Origin of the sequence: Solibacillus sp. NPDC093137, from assembly GCF_050280445.1 — a bacterium.
Lineage (GTDB): Bacteria > Bacillota > Bacilli > Bacillales_A > Planococcaceae > Solibacillus > Solibacillus isronensis_B.
On the sequence record NZ_JBNNVH010000007.1, the window covers coordinates 90124 to 107566 of the forward strand.

The 17443-nt window shown below is 39.9% G+C and carries 17 protein-coding genes; 14 read left to right on the plus strand and 3 right to left on the minus strand.

Annotated features, from left to right (window positions below; genetic code table 11):
• Window positions 1–69: 69 nt before the first annotated feature.
• Window positions 70–774 carry a 23S rRNA pseudouridine(2604) synthase RluF gene (gene rluF, locus ACQKN3_RS17655; RefSeq protein WP_251690932.1) on the minus strand — a complete coding sequence of 235 codons (705 nt, stop codon included), beginning with the start codon at window positions 772–774 and terminating at the stop codon, window positions 70–72.
• A 353-nt stretch (window positions 775–1127) separates the two neighbouring features.
• Between rluF and adh the strand changes: the two genes are divergently transcribed.
• The 5 genes from adh (at window position 1128) to ACQKN3_RS17680 (ending at window position 6134) form a co-directional block, all read left to right on the plus strand.
• Window positions 1128–2654, plus strand: a complete 1527-nt coding sequence (gene adh, locus ACQKN3_RS17660) for an aldehyde dehydrogenase (protein ID WP_251690930.1) — start codon at window positions 1128–1130, stop codon at window positions 2652–2654.
• 17 nt (window positions 2655–2671) lie between these two features.
• The gene (locus ACQKN3_RS17665) at window positions 2672–3028 is read left to right on the plus strand and encodes a DUF779 domain-containing protein (protein WP_079523523.1); all 357 of its coding nucleotides are present in this window, start codon (window positions 2672–2674) and stop codon (window positions 3026–3028) included.
• A 116-nt stretch (window positions 3029–3144) separates the two neighbouring features.
• Window positions 3145–4119, plus strand: a complete 975-nt coding sequence (locus tag ACQKN3_RS17670; RefSeq protein WP_427713685.1) for a DUF4003 family protein — start codon at window positions 3145–3147, stop codon at window positions 4117–4119.
• Between the two features lie 31 nt (window positions 4120–4150).
• Window positions 4151–5581: an aldehyde dehydrogenase family protein gene (locus ACQKN3_RS17675; RefSeq protein ID WP_427713688.1), complete on the plus strand. Its 1431-nt coding sequence runs from the start codon at window positions 4151–4153 to the stop codon at window positions 5579–5581.
• A 64-nt stretch (window positions 5582–5645) separates the two neighbouring features.
• On the plus strand, window positions 5646–6134 hold the full coding sequence (locus ACQKN3_RS17680; RefSeq protein WP_008407032.1) for an acyl-CoA thioesterase: 489 nt from the start codon (window positions 5646–5648) through the stop codon (window positions 6132–6134).
• Between the two features lie 57 nt (window positions 6135–6191).
• Here ACQKN3_RS17680 and ACQKN3_RS17685 read toward each other — a convergent pair whose 3' ends face one another.
• A complete protein-coding gene (locus ACQKN3_RS17685) occupies window positions 6192–7505 on the minus strand; it encodes a globin-coupled sensor protein (RefSeq protein WP_251690924.1) in 1314 nt (437 codons plus the stop codon).
• A gap of 142 nt (window positions 7506–7647) precedes the next feature.
• On the opposite strand from ACQKN3_RS17685, the gene ACQKN3_RS17690 reads away from it, so the two are divergent.
• The 7 genes from ACQKN3_RS17690 (at window position 7648) to radA (ending at window position 14630) form a co-directional block, all read left to right on the plus strand.
• Window positions 7648–7878: an acyltransferase gene (locus ACQKN3_RS17690; protein WP_251690922.1), complete on the plus strand. Its 231-nt coding sequence runs from the start codon at window positions 7648–7650 to the stop codon at window positions 7876–7878.
• A gap of 120 nt (window positions 7879–7998) precedes the next feature.
• Window positions 7999–8304, plus strand: a complete 306-nt coding sequence (locus tag ACQKN3_RS17695; RefSeq protein WP_079523518.1) for a DUF4870 domain-containing protein — start codon at window positions 7999–8001, stop codon at window positions 8302–8304.
• Between the two features lie 201 nt (window positions 8305–8505).
• A complete protein-coding gene (locus ACQKN3_RS17700) occupies window positions 8506–8970 on the plus strand; it encodes a CtsR family transcriptional regulator (RefSeq protein WP_427713693.1) in 465 nt (154 codons plus the stop codon).
• A gap of 12 nt (window positions 8971–8982) precedes the next feature.
• Window positions 8983–9525: a UvrB/UvrC motif-containing protein gene (locus tag ACQKN3_RS17705; RefSeq protein WP_251690918.1), complete on the plus strand. Its 543-nt coding sequence runs from the start codon at window positions 8983–8985 to the stop codon at window positions 9523–9525.
• On the plus strand, window positions 9522–10619 hold the full coding sequence (locus tag ACQKN3_RS17710; protein WP_251690915.1) for a protein arginine kinase: 1098 nt from the start codon (window positions 9522–9524) through the stop codon (window positions 10617–10619). Before ACQKN3_RS17705 ends, ACQKN3_RS17710 begins: the two co-directional genes overlap by 4 nt.
• Window positions 10616–13060 (plus strand): ATP-dependent Clp protease ATP-binding subunit, encoded by a 2445-nt coding sequence (locus tag ACQKN3_RS17715; RefSeq protein ID WP_251690913.1) that lies wholly within the window; start codon window positions 10616–10618, stop codon window positions 13058–13060. The genes ACQKN3_RS17710 and ACQKN3_RS17715 overlap by 4 nt, the downstream gene beginning before the upstream one ends.
• 196 nt (window positions 13061–13256) lie before the next feature.
• Complete coding sequence (gene radA, locus ACQKN3_RS17720; protein ID WP_251690911.1) at window positions 13257–14630, plus strand: DNA repair protein RadA; 1374 nt, start codon at window positions 13257–13259, stop codon at window positions 14628–14630.
• Between the two features lie 69 nt (window positions 14631–14699).
• On the opposite strand, the gene ACQKN3_RS17725 is transcribed toward radA, so the two are convergent.
• Window positions 14700–15347 (minus strand): acetate uptake transporter, encoded by a 648-nt coding sequence (locus ACQKN3_RS17725; RefSeq protein ID WP_413079654.1) that lies wholly within the window; start codon window positions 15345–15347, stop codon window positions 14700–14702.
• Window positions 15348–15632: 285 nt separating this feature from the next.
• Here ACQKN3_RS17725 and ACQKN3_RS17730 point away from each other — a divergent pair, with 285 nt between their 5' ends.
• Both ACQKN3_RS17730 and ispD read left to right on the plus strand, forming a co-directional pair.
• Window positions 15633–16706, plus strand: coding sequence for a PIN/TRAM domain-containing protein (locus tag ACQKN3_RS17730; protein WP_251690907.1), 1074 nt, complete (start codon window positions 15633–15635; stop codon window positions 16704–16706).
• Between the two features lie 13 nt (window positions 16707–16719).
• Window positions 16720–17400, plus strand: a complete 681-nt coding sequence (gene ispD, locus ACQKN3_RS17735) for a 2-C-methyl-D-erythritol 4-phosphate cytidylyltransferase (protein WP_251690905.1) — start codon at window positions 16720–16722, stop codon at window positions 17398–17400.
• The last annotated feature ends 43 nt before the right edge of the window (window positions 17401–17443 follow it).

Sequence of the window (17443 nt, forward strand, 5' to 3'; positions counted from 1 at the left end):
TGGTTTAATTGTCAGCATGATGATACCCCCTTTGCATATAAAGGAATGTTCACAATAGGAGAACATTCCTTATTGCTTTGGTGTGTAGCTCAGTAATTGGAACAGTTCATTTCTTTCTTTATCTGTAAGGTCACGCCACTGTCCGACTTTTAAATTCCCGATATGAATATTCATAATACGAATGCGCTGTAATCGCTGTACAGAATAGCCAAGAGCAGAGCACATACGGCGAATTTGACGATTTAATCCTTGCTCTAAAATAATTTTAAATACTTTTGAGGAAACCTTTTCTACTCGGCAAGGTAATGTCGTTGTATCTAAAATTTCCACGCCCGAGCTCATGTCACGAATAAATTGATCGGTAATCGGCTTGTCTACCTGCACAACATATTCCTTTTCATGGTGGTTTTCTGCTCGTAAAATTTCGTTGACGATATCTCCATCATTCGTAAGAAGCAGTAATCCTTCTGAATCCTTATCCAGTCGTCCGATATGGAAAATACGGAGCGGGTGGTTTATAAAATCCACAACATTTCCTTCGATATGCTTTTCCGTTGTACTCGTAATTCCAACAGGCTTGTTCAGTACAATGTAGACTAATTCTTCCTGTCTTTTTACAGGCTTGCCATCAACTAATACTTCATCGCCTGTTTCAACTTGGCTGCCGTTTGTCGCAACAACCCCATTGATTTTTACACGGCCGTCTTCTACCCATTTATCTGCACCGCGACGGGACACGATGCCTGTTTCTGCTAAAAATTTATTGATTCTCATAATTTTTCACCTACTAATAGAATATCTTCAGTATACATGAGTTTATCTGTAATTTTGTAATACTTCGTTCAAAATGACGCTTGATTATATAATGAACAAACCTATCTTTACTGGAATTTACCCATTTTATACATTTTTATTATAGTATTCTCTTCATTTTCAGTATAACAGAGTAGAGAATAATAAAATAATCAGAAAATTGTAGTTTAATATTTGAAATGATTCCACTTTTCTGACAATATAATAGATGAAGATACCTCTCACAGAAGAGTGAGCTTTACAGCATGAATTTCAGCACTCCTTTTAACGAGAAGGTATGGTCACCATAATTTGTGCAAAGGGGAGAGATTTCAATGGCAGCAGTGTATCAAAATCCAAACACGGATGGCGCATTAGTAAATTTCAAGGAGCGTTACGACAACTTTATCGGTGGTAAATGGACACCGCCAGTAAAAGGGGAGTACTTCGACAATATTACCCCTGTAACTGGTAAAGTATTTACCCAAGTGGCGCGTTCTACGGAAGAAGATATCGAGCTTGCTTTAGATGCAGCACATGCAGCAAAGGATGCCTGGGGTAAGACATCAGCAACTGAGCGCTCGAATATTTTACTTAAAATTGCAGATCGTATGGAACAAAATTTAGAAATGCTGGCCGTTGCAGAAACATGGGATAACGGTAAGGCAGTACGTGAAACATTGAATGCAGATTTACCTTTGGGCATTGATCACTTCCGCTACTTTGCGGGTGCTTTACGCGCACAGGAAGGGTCTCTTAGTCAGATTGATGAAAATACAGTGGCATATCACTTCCATGAGCCGATCGGTGTAGTTGGGCAAATTATTCCATGGAACTTCCCGTTATTGATGGCTGTCTGGAAATTGGCACCTGCTTTAGCTGCAGGAAACTGTGTCGTATTAAAGCCGGCTGAGCAAACACCAGCATCCATTTTAGTGCTTGTTGAGCTGATTGAAGATTTACTCCCGCCAGGTGTGCTGAATGTTGTGAATGGCTTCGGTTTAGAAGCAGGAAAGCCGTTAGCTTCAAATCCGCGCATTGGTAAAATTGCGTTTACCGGTGAGACGACGACAGGTCGCCTTATTATGCAATATGCATCACAAAATCTAATTCCGGTTACTCTTGAATTGGGCGGTAAATCACCGAACATTTTCTTTGAAGATATTATGGATGCAGACGATGCATTCTTGGATAAAGCAGTGGAAGGCTTCGTATTATTTGCTTTAAACCAAGGCGAAGTATGTACATGTCCTTCTCGTGCACTTATTCAGGAGTCGATTTACGAGAAATTTATGGAGCGCGTATTAAAGCGTGTAGAAGCAATTAAAACAGGTAACCCTTTAGATACAGATACAATGATGGGTGCTCAAGCATCATCAGAACAAATGGAGAAAATCCAATCTTATTTACAAATCGGTAAAGAAGAGGGCGCGGAATGCTTAATCGGCGGCGAGAAAAATGATTTAGGCGGCGACTATGCAGAAGGCTACTATATTAAACCGACTGTATTTAAAGGTCATAATAAAATGCGTATTTTCCAAGAGGAAATCTTCGGTCCGGTTGTTGCTGTAACAACATTTAAAACGAAAGAAGAAGCTTTGGAAATCGCAAATGATACATTATACGGATTGGGATCAGGTGTTTGGACACGTGATATGAATACCGCTTACCGCTTCGGCCGCGGCATTCAGGCAGGACGTGTATGGACGAACTGCTACCATGCATATCCGGCACATGCGGCGTTTGGCGGCTACAAGATGAGTGGTGTAGGACGCGAAAACCATAAAATGATGTTAAGCCACTATCAACAAACGAAAAACCTTTTAGTAAGCTATGATGAAAACCGCTTAGGCTTCTTCTAAGAGAGGGGGTGCAAAATTTGGTTGAACGTGTTATAGCAACCGATGCAGCACTGCAATTAATCGAGAAGTTGAAAGAACGCCACGGACCGGTTATGTTCCATCAATCCGGAGGCTGCTGTGATGGTTCGTCCCCAATGTGTTATCCTGATGGCGATTTAATTATCGGCAACCAGGATATATTGCTTGGTCATATTGGCGGAAGTCCGTTTTATATGCACAAAAACCAATATGATTATTGGAAGCATACACAGATTATTATTGATGTCGTCGATGGACGTGGTGGAATGTTTTCGTTGGAAGGCGTCGAAGGGAAGCGCTTTTTATCTAGATCAAGGGCCTTCACAAAAGAAGAGCTTGATGAGCTTCAAGTATAACGTTGAAAAAGGGAATGCTGGTTCGACAAACAGCATTCTCTTTTTGTTATGGGGAAAGGCAAAATTTTTTCACTTCAAAAATTTAGGCGTATAATTATAAGTAGGAGTGTGAACTGATGGATCAAACAGCCTTTATACAATTACTTAAAAACAATAATGAGCGGATGGAGCTATTTTTCGGAGCGGATGTTCAAAGCAATGCCCGAATACCGTTAGCTGTCCAATTTACATTTTCACGTGAAACATTTAATGGCCCTTTATTTGAGAAAAAAGTAAAAGATATACATAGTCAAAAGTCCAAGCAATCCTTCTTCGAGTTTTTCTCTACGCCGTCGAATAAATCGGTTTTAACGTATAAAATGTTAGCCCATTTCGTATTGCATCCGCAGCCTGAACAGGAGCTTCAGCGAGTAAGATTAAATGAAAAGGCGCTATTGAATGCAGGGTTTAAAAGCAGTGGCTATCAACGAATTGCAGCCCTATTTTTAATGGATGAAGCACATGCAAAAAAAGCAAAAATCTTACATGATGAAATGAAAAGGTATCATTTCTTCCTGACGGGTAAAGATGATATCCCATATGCAGTTTTACTGATGAAGAAGCAAAGTGACCCGGTTAAACTCGCTGAAACAATGCGGAAATACTATGATGCTTTACACGGTAAAGGGTTTAAAAATGGAGATGCCCTACAGACAATGACACAGCTATTGCCATTGTATGATGAGGAATTTCAGCCTGTATTGGTTGATTATGTAGTTGCGATGAAGCAGTCATTTATCAATAATGGCGTGAAAGTGAAGAAAAGGTTTTATCCATATCTAGCTTTGCTAGCTTTAGCGGGAGCTACATCAGAAGTTGTCGGTGAAATTGTAGAAATGGAACGGTCACTCGTCAAGCTTCCGATGTTTATGGATATGCAGGCGTATGCTTTAATGACCGCTGCCCAGTATGTGCTGAAAAGTTTCATCGAAAATGATATGTTATCCGATTTCAACGATAGTTTATTATTTATGCAGGCTCTTGCGATGAGCGATTATATAGGTGATATTCCATTTTTATTAGCATTCGATATTCTCGATATATTTTTTTAGTTTGGGTAAACAATAGTGAGGAGTGAATTAAATGAAACAGACAAAATTATGGATTAATGGCCAATGGGAAAGTACGAATGAAACGACTGAGTTAACAGCACCTTATACGGGAGAAGTCCTTGCAAATGTAGCAAAAGCGACAGCAGCGGACGTGGAGCGTGCAATTGAAGGCGCACATCAAACATTCCAGTCATTCAAAAAAACGACTGCGTATGAACGTGCGGAAATTTTATACAAAGTTGTGACGATTATGCGGGAACGTAAACAAGAACTTGCAAAAATATTGGCGGATGAAGCGGCAAAACCGATATCAGCAGGTATTGCCGAAATAGACCGTACGATTGCGACTTATCAATTTGCAGCAGAAGCGGCAAAACAAAGTACAGGCGAAACGATTCCGATGGATGCAGCACCAGGTGTAAAAGACCGTATCGGTTATACAAAACGAGTTCCATTAGGCGTAGTTTCTGCGATTACACCGTTTAATTTTCCATTTAATCTCGTAGCCCATAAATTAGGTCCAGCCTTTGCTGTAGGGAATACAGTTGTATTAAAGCCTGCATCCCAAACCCCGTTAAGTGCACTTGTAATGGCTGAAATTTTCAAAGAAGCAGGTTTACCGGATGGCGCATTACAAATTGTAACTGGCAGTGGTGGGGAATTGAGCGAAACACTTGTCACACATCCACTTGTAAAAAAAGTGACATTTACAGGTAGTGGTGCGGTAGGCCTAAAAATTAAAGAAAAAATCGGCTTGCGAAAAATTACATTAGAGCTTGGTTCAAATGCGGCACTCATTGTAGAACCTTCAACACCGCTTGAAAAAATTATGAAGCGTGGTGTTGGCGGCGCTTTTGGATTTGCCGGACAAGTATGTATTTCATTGCAACGTATTTATGTTCATACTTCAATTTATGACGCATTTACAAAATTATTTGTTGAAGAGACTAAGAAATTGATTGTAGGGGATCCGCATGATGAAAAAACGGATGTGAGTGCAATGATTCATCCGGATGAAGTTAGCCGTATAAAAAACTGGATTGAAGAGGCGAAACAGCAAGGTGCAACGGTTGCAACGGGAGCTGAATTTACAGAGCGTACTTGCTCCCCAACTGTCATGACGAATGTGAAGCCCGATTTGAAAATTGTTTGCCAAGAGACTTTTGCGCCGATTGTATCCATTGTGCCATATGATACGCTGGACGAAGCAATTGCTTTTGTAAATGAATCGGAGCTTGCGTTAAATGCGGGTATTTACACAAATGTATTAACAGATGCGATGAAAGCCGCTGAAGAGATTGAAGCAGGCGCGGTAATCATTAACGATATTCCGACATTCCGTGTAGACAATATGCCGTATGGGGGCGTCAAAATGAGCGGCTACGGTAAAGAAGGCATTAAGTATGCAGTGGAAGAAATGACCGATTTAAAATTTATTACGATGAAGTTGAATTATGAATAGTTTGTACTAGCACTTCCATCTTCCGAATAGTAACATGGAGTGTAGTCTAGAAAGGAGGAAGATTATGAAAAATACTCTGCCAATGAGCTTTTCAAAATCTATCCAAACACGATTAGTACTGCCTCCTGATACAAATCATCATCAGTCGATATTTGGAGGGAAAGTGTTAGCATATATTGATGAAATTGCTGCGATTGCAGCAATGAAACATTGTCAAGGTGAAGTCGTTACTGCTTCTTTTGACTCAGTAGACTTCGTTTCCTCTGCCTATGCAGGCGATATGATTGAGTTGGAAGCTGTTGTATCTGGAACAGGTCGTACTTCGATGGAAGTATATGTACGAGTTGTATCAAGAAATATTAAAACAGGTGCAAAGAAACTGACGACGGAATCATTCGTAACGATGGTAGCGATTGACGAAAACGGCAAGCCGAAAGAAGTACCGGGTGTTGAACCGGAGACGGATTTCGAACGTCATTTATTTGAAACAGGCCCAATTCGTCAGGAACATCGAAAACAAAAGCGAGCATTATCAAAAAAGCGCCGTGCATAAAAAAAGGGATATCAAATGCAAAATGCCATTTGATATCCCTTTAGTATTTAAGCGAAATTAATCATGCAGTTCCTGAACAATGTGGAGCAGTGAATCGGATGATGTCATGACATCATTTGTTGTATGTGTCAAACCGGTAATAACAGAAGAAATGGCATGAATGTCCTCATTCGTGTTTTCATATTGCGTTTTAATTCCATGTACTGCTTCCGTTATGGATGTAAAAGAATCTGCCAAGCTTTTTTGTGTATCCACGCTCATTTTTACCTGCTCATCAACACTTGAAACAGAATCGGACATTTGTGAAATGCTAAGTTCTGTTTCTTTAATTAAATGAGAAACGTTTTGTACCGCATTTTTAGTTTCCTCAGCAAGCTTTCGGACTTCATCAGCTACAACGGCAAATCCTTTCCCATGTTCACCTGCACGTGCTGCTTCAATAGATGCATTTAATGCAAGCAAGTTTGTCTGATCGGCAATCCCTGTTACTAATCCTACAATTTCAGCAATTTTTTTAGATGATTGACGCAGTTTAACCATTGATGACTCAAGTATGTCCACACGGTCTAAAATGTTTGTCATAATTGCTGTCTGGTTAACTAAATATGTAGTACCTGTCGTTGATTTATTTTCGGTTTCCGCGACTAAATTTAATCCTTGTTTTGTGTTGGAAGCAATTTCTTCAGATTGACTCGCAATTTCCTGTAATGAGGCATTTGTCTGATCACTAATATGCGTTAACTCTTGTGCAGTATGTTGAATTCGCTCTACGATTCGGTATTTCATTTCCAAACTTTCAGTACGAATGCGCTGCTCTTCTTTTTCATATGCTTCAATCACAAGCTGCTGCTCGAAGTTGATTAGTTTTGAAAAAGCATTAATTGCTTTAGCCATCTCTTCATTCGGCATTTCAATTTTACTGATAAAGTCGATAAACGTTGTCATTAGCGATTGAAATGATGCAATATACCACTTTGATTGCAGGCCGATTTTGACATGGACATGCGCAATCGTTTGTCGTTCTTCAATATAACGTGAATCGATATTACAGTTGAACATTGCTTCTAAATGCCTTGTTAGTGTACCTTTAAGACGCTCCATTCGAGCTGAACTTCCTATAATATCTACAAGCTCCGAACTTAAGCTGATTGCACCATAAAACTTTTCCACCATAACTGGAACAACTTGTTGAGCAAAAGGTTCTAGCTGTTTAATTACGGCTAAATCCTCTTTCGTCAATTTTAGCAATTGAAGCTGTTTATGTAAGTTAGGATAGTTTGATACATCCAGATTTACTTGCTGTGCATAATTTGCAATATCAAAATAAGGCTTGTTTGAAACTTTTGTTGCTCTTGAAAACAGAATACCCATGTTCTTCCTCGATTCATGTATTATTAAATAATACTATTTTACTGTTTATATCGGATTAAATCATTAATATTTCTATAAAGATTAAAAATTTACATTAATTTGTATTTGAGGTATATAACTATTAAAATGGATGCAGTAAATAATGAAAGGCGTTGTAATGATGAAGTTTCATAAAGGGCGTTTGAAATTTGTTTTACCATTGTCGCTTGGGGTGGCAATCGCATCGTATATTATGCTCGTAAACAATTATGCAGAAGTAGGTGACCGCGATCGGATTTTAATAGTTATTGGAGCAACCATCTTAACCGCGGTTATTTCCTACTTTTTATTTCCTCAAGAAGGGGACAACCCGAAAGATAGAGGCCCATATTGATTAAATTTAGACATCACAAGAATCTCGAAATAAAAATTCGGGATTTTTTGTCCTCTCTATGAAACTTTTATGAATATTATCCGTAAATAAGCTAATAAACTAAAGTGAGGTTGATAACAAATGGAATCTAAATGGTCGAAAATCATCATTCATGCCAGTGCATTCTTTGCACCGTTCCTTGTACCGATTCTGTTTTTCTTAATAAGTTCTGAAGATGAAGTGAAGCGTACAGCAATCCAAGCATTACTATTCCAGGTCGTATTCGGAATTTTAATAGCGATAGCAGGAGTCCTTTCTGTATTGTTAATAGGTTTACCATTCCTATTAGTATTTTTACTCATCTTCTGGATTGCCCCGGTCATCGGTATTGTAAAAGCATTATCGGATCAGCACTGGAATTATCCAATTGTCGGACGCTGGGTATAATTTACCCTCATTCTGGCAAAGTTCATAAAAGCGGTAAGGTTTGTTTAAAAACACCTTATCGCTTTTTTACATAAAAAGGGATTTATTAATGTAAAAATAGGGAAACCTAAAACAAGAGTGATTAGTTGCATTTCAAAAAATAAATATTGTATATTTAAGTCAAAGATAGTCAAAGTCAGTTGATGAGAGGTGAGAGACAGCATGAGGAATATATCTGACATAATTGAAGGGTATTTGAAGGAAGTTATTGAATTAGAGGGACAGGGACTTATTGAAATAAAACGAAATGAATTGGCAAAGCAATTTGCCTGTGCCCCTTCTCAAATCAATTACGTTATCAATACGCGTTTCACGACCGAGCATGGTTACTATGTAGAGAGTAAGCGGGGTGGTGGCGGTTATATTCGGATTTTGCGTGTAACAATCCACTCGAAGAAAAATTTACTTGACGAAATGGAAACACAAATAGGTAACGCCATTGCCCAGACTAATGCTGAGCGTATTATTTTCCGTTTATTGGATGAGGATATCGTTACAGAACGAGAAGCAAGCATTATGAAGGCCGCTTTAGATCGTGTCACATTACAGGTAGCTTTGCCGCTGCGTGATCAGCTAAGAGCACGCATTATGCACGCAATGCTACAAACGATTTCTTTTGAAAAGTAGAGGTGGATTATTATGATATGTGAGCATTGTAAACAGCGTCACGCCAATGTTACCGTTACTCAAGTTCACAATGGTCAAAAAGTAGAGCGTCACTACTGTGAAGTATGTGCCACTCAATTTCATCCATTTCAATTTGACGTAAATGAAGAGCCTGCATCTCTTCAGCAGCTTATTTCAAATTGGTTCAATTTTGTACCTGTGAATGCAAAGAAAGAAAGCACGACAACTAATACAAACAGCCCAAAATCCTGTCCTTCCTGCGGGTTTACGTACCGACAGTTTTTAAAGCAAGGCAAATTCGGATGCGGTCAATGTTACGAAACATTTAGCGAGCAATTACCCCAGCTGCTTGAACGTCTTCAGGCAGGTACTCAGCATGTAGGGTATATGGAAGAAGGACCTTCAAAGGAAAAGGTAGAACAACAAATCCAAGAGCTCCGAACATCACTGCAGCAAGCAATTGCGGAAGAGCGATTTGAAGATGCAGCTTCCATACGTGATGAAGTAAGGGAATTGGAAAGTAAAATAAGACAGGAAGGTGAGGGGAACGCATGAACATCGAGCATTTTTTAACGAATGCCAGTCCCAGCTGGATGCAGCACGAAAGCGATTCAGATATCGTCATTAGCACACGCATTCGGCTTGCTCGTAATATTGCCAATACTCGATTTCCGATTAGTTTTACAGAACAGGAAGCCCAATTAATCGAAGAAAAAATGATGCAGTCATTATTGTCTTCATATGATAATCCGTATCAGTTTTCCTATTTCCAAATAAAAGATATGCCGGTTTTACAACGCCAAATTTTAGTGGAGAAGCATTTGATCAGTCCGAATTTGGCAAGAAGAAAAAAAATTGGATCATTTTTTTTAACAAAAGATGAATCCATTAGCATATTAGTAAATGAAGAGGATCATATTCGCATACAGAGTCTTACGCAAGGGATGAATTTAAAAGAAGCATTTGATAAGGCTCGTAATATTGACCGCTACTTAAGTAAGTCAATCGCGTATGCATATGAAGACCGCTATGGTTATTTGACAAGTTGCCCAACAAATGTCGGAACAGGACTTCGAGCTTCTGTCATGCTCCATTTACCAGCACTCACAATGATGAAACAGATGAATCCATTAATTCAGATGATGACAAGATTAGGAATGGTTGTGAGGGGTATATATGGGGAAGGCAGTGAAAATTTAGGGAATATTTATCAAATATCAAACCAAATCACATTAGGTAAATCAGAAGAAACGATTTTACAGGAGCTGCAGGAAGTTGTGGAGCAAGTAATCAAAAAGGAAGAGCTTGCACGTAAAAATTTATTGATGCGTGCTCCCTCGGTGTTGGAAGACCGCTTAAGCCGTTCACTTGGTACATTGAAGTACGCAAAAATTTTAACGAGTGAAGAAGCGGCTAGCTGTTTATCAAATGTGCGTCTTGGGGTAAGTTTAGGATTATTAGAAGCAATTTCACAGCGTAAACTAAATGAGTGCATGCTTATTATGCAACCTGGACTCATTCAGCAATATATTGGTACTACGTTACAACCGGCAGAACGCGATATGTATCGTGCGAAGCTGTTGCAAGAAAAGTTAAACGAGCAAGATGAAGCTACAAACAATGGGGAAAAAGGAGAGGATTTTCTATGATGTTTAATCGATTCACACAACGTGCTCAGAAGGTATTACAACTTGCTCAGGAAGAGGCAATTCGTCTTAAGCATAAAGAAATCGGAACTGAACATATTTTACTTGGCTTAATTCGTGAAGGTGGCGGAATTGCCGCTAAAGCTTTAGAAGCAATTAATATTAGCCCTCAAATGATTGAAACTGGCATTGAGGAACTCGTTGGAAAAGGTACTGAAGATGTAGGTCCAATCGTACATTACACACCACGTGCTAAAAAGGTAATCGAACTTTCATTGGATGAATCACGTAAATTAGGGCATGCATATGTCGGAACAGAGCATATTTTATTAGCTTTAATTCGTGAAGGTGAAGGGGTTGCTGCCCGCGTATTGGCGAATACAGGTGTAAGCATCAATAAAGCACGCCAGCAAGTTTTACTGTTATTAGGCAATAATGATTCTAACAATAGCGGTAACTCCAGCATGACGCAAACAGTAAATACACCAACACTTGATAGTTTAGCCCGCGATTTAACAGCGGTAGCGCGTGAAGGTTCACTTGACCCGGTTATTGGCCGCTCAAAAGAAATTACACGTGTTGTAGAAGTACTGTCACGCCGTACAAAAAACAACCCGGTACTGATCGGGGAACCAGGTGTCGGTAAAACAGCTATTGCAGAAGGATTGGCACAGCAAATTATCAATAATGAAGTTCCGGAAACACTGCGCGATAAACGTGTAATGACGCTTGATATGGGTACAGTTGTTGCAGGTACTAAATATCGTGGGGAATTTGAAGACCGTCTGAAAAAAGTAATGGATGAAATTCGCCAGGCTGGCAATATTATTTTATTCATCGATGAGCTTCATACATTGATCGGTGCAGGTGGCGCGGAAGGTGCAATTGATGCATCGAACATTTTAAAACCATCATTGGCTCGTGGCGAACTGCAATGTATCGGTGCAACAACATTGGATGAGTACCGCAAATATATCGAAAAGGATGCGGCATTAGAGCGTCGTTTCCAACCAATCCAAGTTGATGAGCCATCTGTTGAAGAAACAATCCAAATCATTAATGGTTTACGTGACCGCTATGAAGCACATCACCGTGTGAAAATTTCGGATGAAGCGGTAGAAGCAGCTGCCAAATTATCAGATCGCTACATTTCAGATCGTTTCTTACCGGATAAGGCAATTGACTTAATCGATGAAGCTGGTTCGAAAGTGCGCTTACGCTCTTATACTGTTCCACCTAATTTAAAAGAGTTGGAAGATAAATTGGAAGGCATTAAGTCTGAAAAGAATGCCGCAGTTTCAGGACAGGAATTTGAAAAAGCTGCTGCATTGCGTGATACAGAGCAGAAGCTGAAACAAGAGCTTGAACAACTGAAAAAAGAGTGGAAAGAAAAACAAGGCAAAGAAGAGTCTACAGTATATGTTGACGACATCGCGCAAGTGGTAGCGATGTGGACGGGAATTCCGGTTTCAAAAATCGCACAGGCAGAATCTGCGAAGTTATTAAACCTTGAGGAAGAGTTACACAAACGCGTGGTTGGTCAAGGTGAAGCGGTAGAGGCAATTTCCCGTGCAATCCGCCGTGCACGTGCAGGCTTAAAAGATCCAAAACGTCCAATCGGTTCATTTATCTTCCTTGGTCCTACAGGTGTCGGTAAAACAGAACTTGCGCGAGCACTTGCTGAAGTAATGTTCGGTGATGAAGATGCGATGATCCGTGTAGATATGTCAGAGTATATGGAGAAACATTCGACTTCTCGTTTAGTCGGTTCGCCTCCGGGCTATGTAGGATTTGAAGATGGAGGCCAATTAACAGAGAAAGTCCGTCGTAAACCATATTCGGTTGTACTGTTGGATGAAATCGAAAAGGCGCATCCGGATGTGTTCAACATCTTATTACAAGTGCTGGAAGACGGCCGCTTAACTGATTCAAAAGGTCGTGTTGTCGATTTCCGCAATACAGTTGTCATTATGACATCGAATGTTGGGGCAGATGCACTGAAATATCGCAAGCATGTAGGATTCAGTGCTGGTCTAAATGCATCGAAAGATAAAGACATGAAGAGCACAATGCTGGAAGAACTGAAAAAAGCGTTCCGCCCAGAGTTCTTAAACCGTATTGATGAAATGATCGTGTTCCATTCATTAGAAAAGGATCACTTAAAAGAAATCGTATCATTAATGGCGAACTCTTTAACGAAGCGTCTAAAAGAGCAGGATATCGAACTGCAGCTTACGGATGCAGCGCTTGTTAAAATTTCGGAAGAAGGCTATGATCCGCAATATGGTGCGCGTCCATTGCGCCGTGCATTACAAAAACATGTAGAAGACCGCTTATCCGAAGAACTTTTAAAAGGTACATTGGATAAGACGCAAACAGTCGTACTTGATTATGCAGATGATGAGTTTATCGTACGAACACAAGAAAAAGTAGCAACGAATTAATAAAACAGACGAGGCGGGTAATTCCTGCTTCGTCTGTTTTTTATACTATCGTCGTTAGGAATCGGAGAATTCTCGCTAAACCAAAATTATTTTTGTAGGAAACGCTAACCGAAAAAGAATTTTGCGGCAGATTAGTGGGTATTCGATTTTGTTTCGTGTACAATTATAGGAACACACATTCGAAGGAGCTAGCAAAATGGCAAAAAAGAAGTCTAAATTTATGTGCAGCAGCTGTGGCTATGAGGCGGCAAAATGGATGGGGCGCTGTCCTGGCTGTGGTGAATGGAATACGATGAATGAAGAAGTCGAAGTCATCACAAAAGGTCCGCGTGGTGCGTTCCAGCATTCTACAACAGCTACAAAGGCAACACCTATTATTCATGTGGAGGTACAGGAAGAAACACGTATCGCCACAGAAATGAATGAGTTCAACCGTGTACTCGGAGGCGGTATCGTACCAGGTTCACTTGTATTGATAGGCGGTGATCCAGGTATCGGGAAATCGACTTTATTACTGCAAGTATCAGCGCTTCTTTCCAATCAGGGAAAACGTGTTTTATATATTTCCGGTGAAGAATCTGTACGTCAGACGAAGCTGCGTGCTGAACGTTTAGGTGTACATACGCCGGAGCTTTATATTTACTCGGAAACGAATCTGGAGTTTTTAAATCAGACAATTGATGAAGTACAACCGAAATTTGTTATTGTCGATTCGATTCAAACGGTACACCACCCGGAAATAACAAGTGCACCGGGCAGTGTGTCGCAAGTACGTGAATGTACAGCGGAACTGATGCGCATTGCAAAAACTAAAAATATTGCTATCTTCCTTGTTGGTCATGTTACAAAAGAAGGTCAGATTGCCGGACCGCGTATTTTAGAACATATGGTAGACACGGTGCTTTACTTTGAAGGGGAACGCCACCATAACCACCGAATTTTACGAAGTCAGAAAAACCGTTTTGGTTCTACAAATGAAATTGCGATTTTTGAAATGCTTCATGGAGGGTTAAAGGAAGTATTGAATCCCTCTGAGCTGTTTTTACAGGAACGCTCGCAAGGTGCCCCTGGCTCAACGATCGTTGCATCGATGGAAGGGACACGTCCGATTTTGGTAGAAATCCAGTCTCTTGTTACACCAACGAGTTTCAATTATCCGAAGCGTATGGCAACAGGGGTTGATCAAAACCGTGTCCAGCTTTTAATGGCGGTATTGGAAAAACGCATGGGCATGATGCTTCAGGCACAGGATGCGTATATTAAAGTTGCGGGTGGCGTGAAATTGGATGAGCCGGCGATTGATTTAGCTGTATTAACAAGTATTGTTTCAAGCTTTAAAGACCAGACAGTACGTCCGACAGACTGCTTTATCGGGGAAGTAGGGTTAACTGGTGAAGTACGCCGCGTTTCGAGAATTGAACAGCGTGTACAGGAAGCAGCAAAGTTAGGATTTAAACGCGCCTTTATTCCAGCTTCTAATATTGGCGGGTGGGAATTCCCGCCGGACATTCAAGTCGTTGGCGTCGAAACAATCAGTGATGCACTGCGGGAATCTTTCCAAAATTTATAGAGAATATGTTTTTGGTAATATGTTCAAAAAAGGCATGAAAAGTGAAAATACTTTTCATGCCTTTTTTCTTTATGCTTTTACTGTTTTTTCCTTCTTTAAAAATGCTTCTCTTGTGAAAATGCCAAAAGGCTTTCCAATCGGCAGGAAGTTGAAGCCGAAATGCTTGTTCAATACATTAGCACCCGCACCGTAAAGTGATAACAGAGCAATGATTAACTCAGAGTAGGCTGCAAGTAAATGCATGCCGTGCTCCATAATTCCAAATGAGCTTAATGCCAGGCCGATAAATAAGAAGTCGATCATTACGAAGATGGCGAATAGAACTTTATTTGTTTCAGCTGCACCAATCGTCATAAATAGGGTAAAGATTAAATAACCTAAATACACAACACCGAGCTGAGTTGTATCAGCAGACGCCTGTAATGTTGCACCAAATACACCGGCTTGAACGAACCAGCTCATGCCTACACCCATCCAGAACAAACCATATGCGCCGAATGCCGTCGTACCGAATGTATTATTATGCTTTGAATCTAATACTGATGCATAAAATTGTGCAATACCTCCTAAAAATATTGCCCAAGGAATAACCAAACCTAAGCCATCTGTCCAGCCTAATTTTTGAGTGGAAGCAACAAATGTTACAATCGCCAAACCGAACAAACCAATTGCAGACGGGTCAGCAGTAGAAATTTTTACTTCTTTTGCAGTATTCAAAACGTATTCTCCTCTTCTAAGTTTAATTTTTCTATTATACTAAAATAATATATGCATTAATTTAACTAAACTACTGGTAGTGGGAATTTAGAATGAAGTATGTCATTTTTGAATTAATATCGCGTAAATTTAACTAAAAAAAATAGGGAATAAACTTAAAAAATGGGTAAAATCCTAATATTGGAATGTAATTGTATTTTGTTGATTATTTGCCCTTGCTTTTGGTACCTGGACTTCGCATGAATGAAACTTTAGATGTATAATTATTAACTGGAGGTGAAACAAATGTTGAAGAAAATAATTCAAGTAGCATTTTTATTTATCGGTGGAGCATTAGGCCTTATTTTCTTACCGCCCTTATATGCATTCATGAACTTATCATCCAATCCTTGGCTTAATAATCCATACTTCAGTGTTGCGATAGGTGCTGCTTTATTATTCGTTTTATCGTTTGCATTATCTGATTACTTTGTAAAATTAATTACTTGGTTAGAGGAAGTATTATTCAAATTGCCTGCAGCAGATTTACTGTTTGGTACACTCGGTTTAATCGTAGGACTATGTGTAGCAACATTGGTCGGGGTCGCAATCAATCAAATGAACATTCCCGTTATTACCGCTGTTGTTCCTGCTATTTTATCCATTGTTCTGGGCTATCTCGGTTTCCGGTTAGGTTTCAGTAAACGGGATGAGCTATTGCAGATCTTTTCCGGGAAATCCACGAAAAAGCGTCAAAGTGACGGATCTGTCAAGGAAGTTCAGGAGCAGTATAAATTACTTGATACGAGTGTCATCATTGATGGGCGTATTGCCGATATTTCAACAACAGGTTTTGTTGAAGGGATTTTAGTCGTACCTCAGTTTGTATTAACAGAACTCCAGCATATTGCGGATTCATCTGATACATTGAAGCGTACGCGTGGTCGCAGAGGTCTCGATATTTTAAAACGTCTTCAGGACGAACGTGCTTCGAAGGTGCTTATTACGGAAGTTGATTTTGATGATGTGTCCGAAGTGGACTTAAAGCTGGTTCGCTTAGCAAAAAACATGAGTGCTCAAATATTGACGAATGATTTCAACTTAAATAAAGTTTGTGAACTGCACCGTGTACAAGTATTGAATATTAATGATTTGGCAAATGCGGTGAAACCGGTCGTTATTCCGGGTGAAGATATGCAAGTCGTTGTCATTAAAGACGGGAAAGAACACAATCAAGGTGTCGCCTATTTAGATGACGGAACAATGATTGTAGTAGAAGGTGGCCGAAGCTATATTGGCCAGGCGATTACTGTTACGGTAACGAGCGTACTTCAAACGTCGGCAGGGCGAATGATTTTTGCCAAGCCAAAAGAGGATTAGGATGTGAAGCATTTTGCGTTATGAAGTTGTTTTACCGGCAGCAGGAAGCGGAAAGCGCATGGGTGCCGGGCAAAATAAATTATTTTTAAACTTAGCGGATAAACCGATTTTAGTTCATACACTTCTTGTTTTTGAACAAGATGAAAACTGTACGGGTATTTGGCTTGCCGTAAAAGATGAGGAACGTCCATTTATCCAGTCGCTCATCAAAAAGTATAATATTGCAAAAGTAAAAGGTATGCCTACAGGTGGTGAGGAACGCCAACACTCAGTGCATGCATGCATTAAAGAAATGAGTGCAGTGGATGTTGTCCTTGTTCATGACGCTGCAAGACCTTTTATTACGATTTCAAAGATTGCCGAACTTGCAAAAGTCGCTTATGAAAAAGGAGCGGCTATTGCAGGGGTTCGTGCAAAGGATACAATGAAGGTCGTCCATAACGGCCTAATTAAAGAAACTGTTGACCGCGATTCTTTATGGATGGTTCAAACACCGCAAGCGTTCCGTTACGATTTATTGGCAGAAGCTGAAGACGAAGCCGAAAAGGCAGATTTTTTAGGGACGGATGAAGCAATGCTTGTGGAACGTTTAGGACATGATATTCATATCGTGGAATGCAGTTATGAAAATGTAAAAATGACAACGCAGGAAGATCTGATTTTTGGGGAAGCTATTTTAAAACAACGAAAATAGAAGATACCTTGAAAAGAAAATAGGTTTGCGAGGCTTTTTCCGG

What these genes read in the sequence shown, in the direction of transcription:
- ACQKN3_RS17710 (WP_251690915.1), top strand. Translation starts at nt 9,522, where the DNA reads ATGAACATCGAGCATTTTTTAACGAATGCCAGTCCCAGCTGGATGCAG.
- ACQKN3_RS17675 (WP_427713688.1), top strand. Translation starts at nt 4,151, where the DNA reads ATGAAACAGACAAAATTATGGATTAATGGCCAATGGGAAAGTACGAAT.
- ACQKN3_RS17730 (WP_251690907.1), top strand. Translation starts at nt 15,633, where the DNA reads ATGTTGAAGAAAATAATTCAAGTAGCATTTTTATTTATCGGTGGAGCA.
- ACQKN3_RS17680 (WP_008407032.1), top strand. Translation starts at nt 5,646, where the DNA reads ATGAAAAATACTCTGCCAATGAGCTTTTCAAAATCTATCCAAACACGA.
- ACQKN3_RS17670 (WP_427713685.1), top strand. Translation starts at nt 3,145, where the DNA reads ATGGATCAAACAGCCTTTATACAATTACTTAAAAACAATAATGAGCGG.
- ACQKN3_RS17685 (WP_251690924.1), bottom strand. Translation starts at nt 7,505, where the DNA reads ATGGGTATTCTGTTTTCAAGAGCAACAAAAGTTTCAAACAAGCCTTAT.
- rluF (WP_251690932.1), bottom strand. Translation starts at nt 774, where the DNA reads ATGAGAATCAATAAATTTTTAGCAGAAACAGGCATCGTGTCCCGTCGC.
- adh (WP_251690930.1), top strand. Translation starts at nt 1,128, where the DNA reads ATGGCAGCAGTGTATCAAAATCCAAACACGGATGGCGCATTAGTAAAT.
- ACQKN3_RS17705 (WP_251690918.1), top strand. Translation starts at nt 8,983, where the DNA reads ATGATATGTGAGCATTGTAAACAGCGTCACGCCAATGTTACCGTTACT.
- ACQKN3_RS17715 (WP_251690913.1), top strand. Translation starts at nt 10,616, where the DNA reads ATGATGTTTAATCGATTCACACAACGTGCTCAGAAGGTATTACAACTT.
- ACQKN3_RS17695 (WP_079523518.1), top strand. Translation starts at nt 7,999, where the DNA reads ATGGAATCTAAATGGTCGAAAATCATCATTCATGCCAGTGCATTCTTT.
- radA (WP_251690911.1), top strand. Translation starts at nt 13,257, where the DNA reads ATGGCAAAAAAGAAGTCTAAATTTATGTGCAGCAGCTGTGGCTATGAG.
- ACQKN3_RS17690 (WP_251690922.1), top strand. Translation starts at nt 7,648, where the DNA reads ATGAAAGGCGTTGTAATGATGAAGTTTCATAAAGGGCGTTTGAAATTT.
- ACQKN3_RS17700 (WP_427713693.1), top strand. Translation starts at nt 8,506, where the DNA reads ATGAGGAATATATCTGACATAATTGAAGGGTATTTGAAGGAAGTTATT.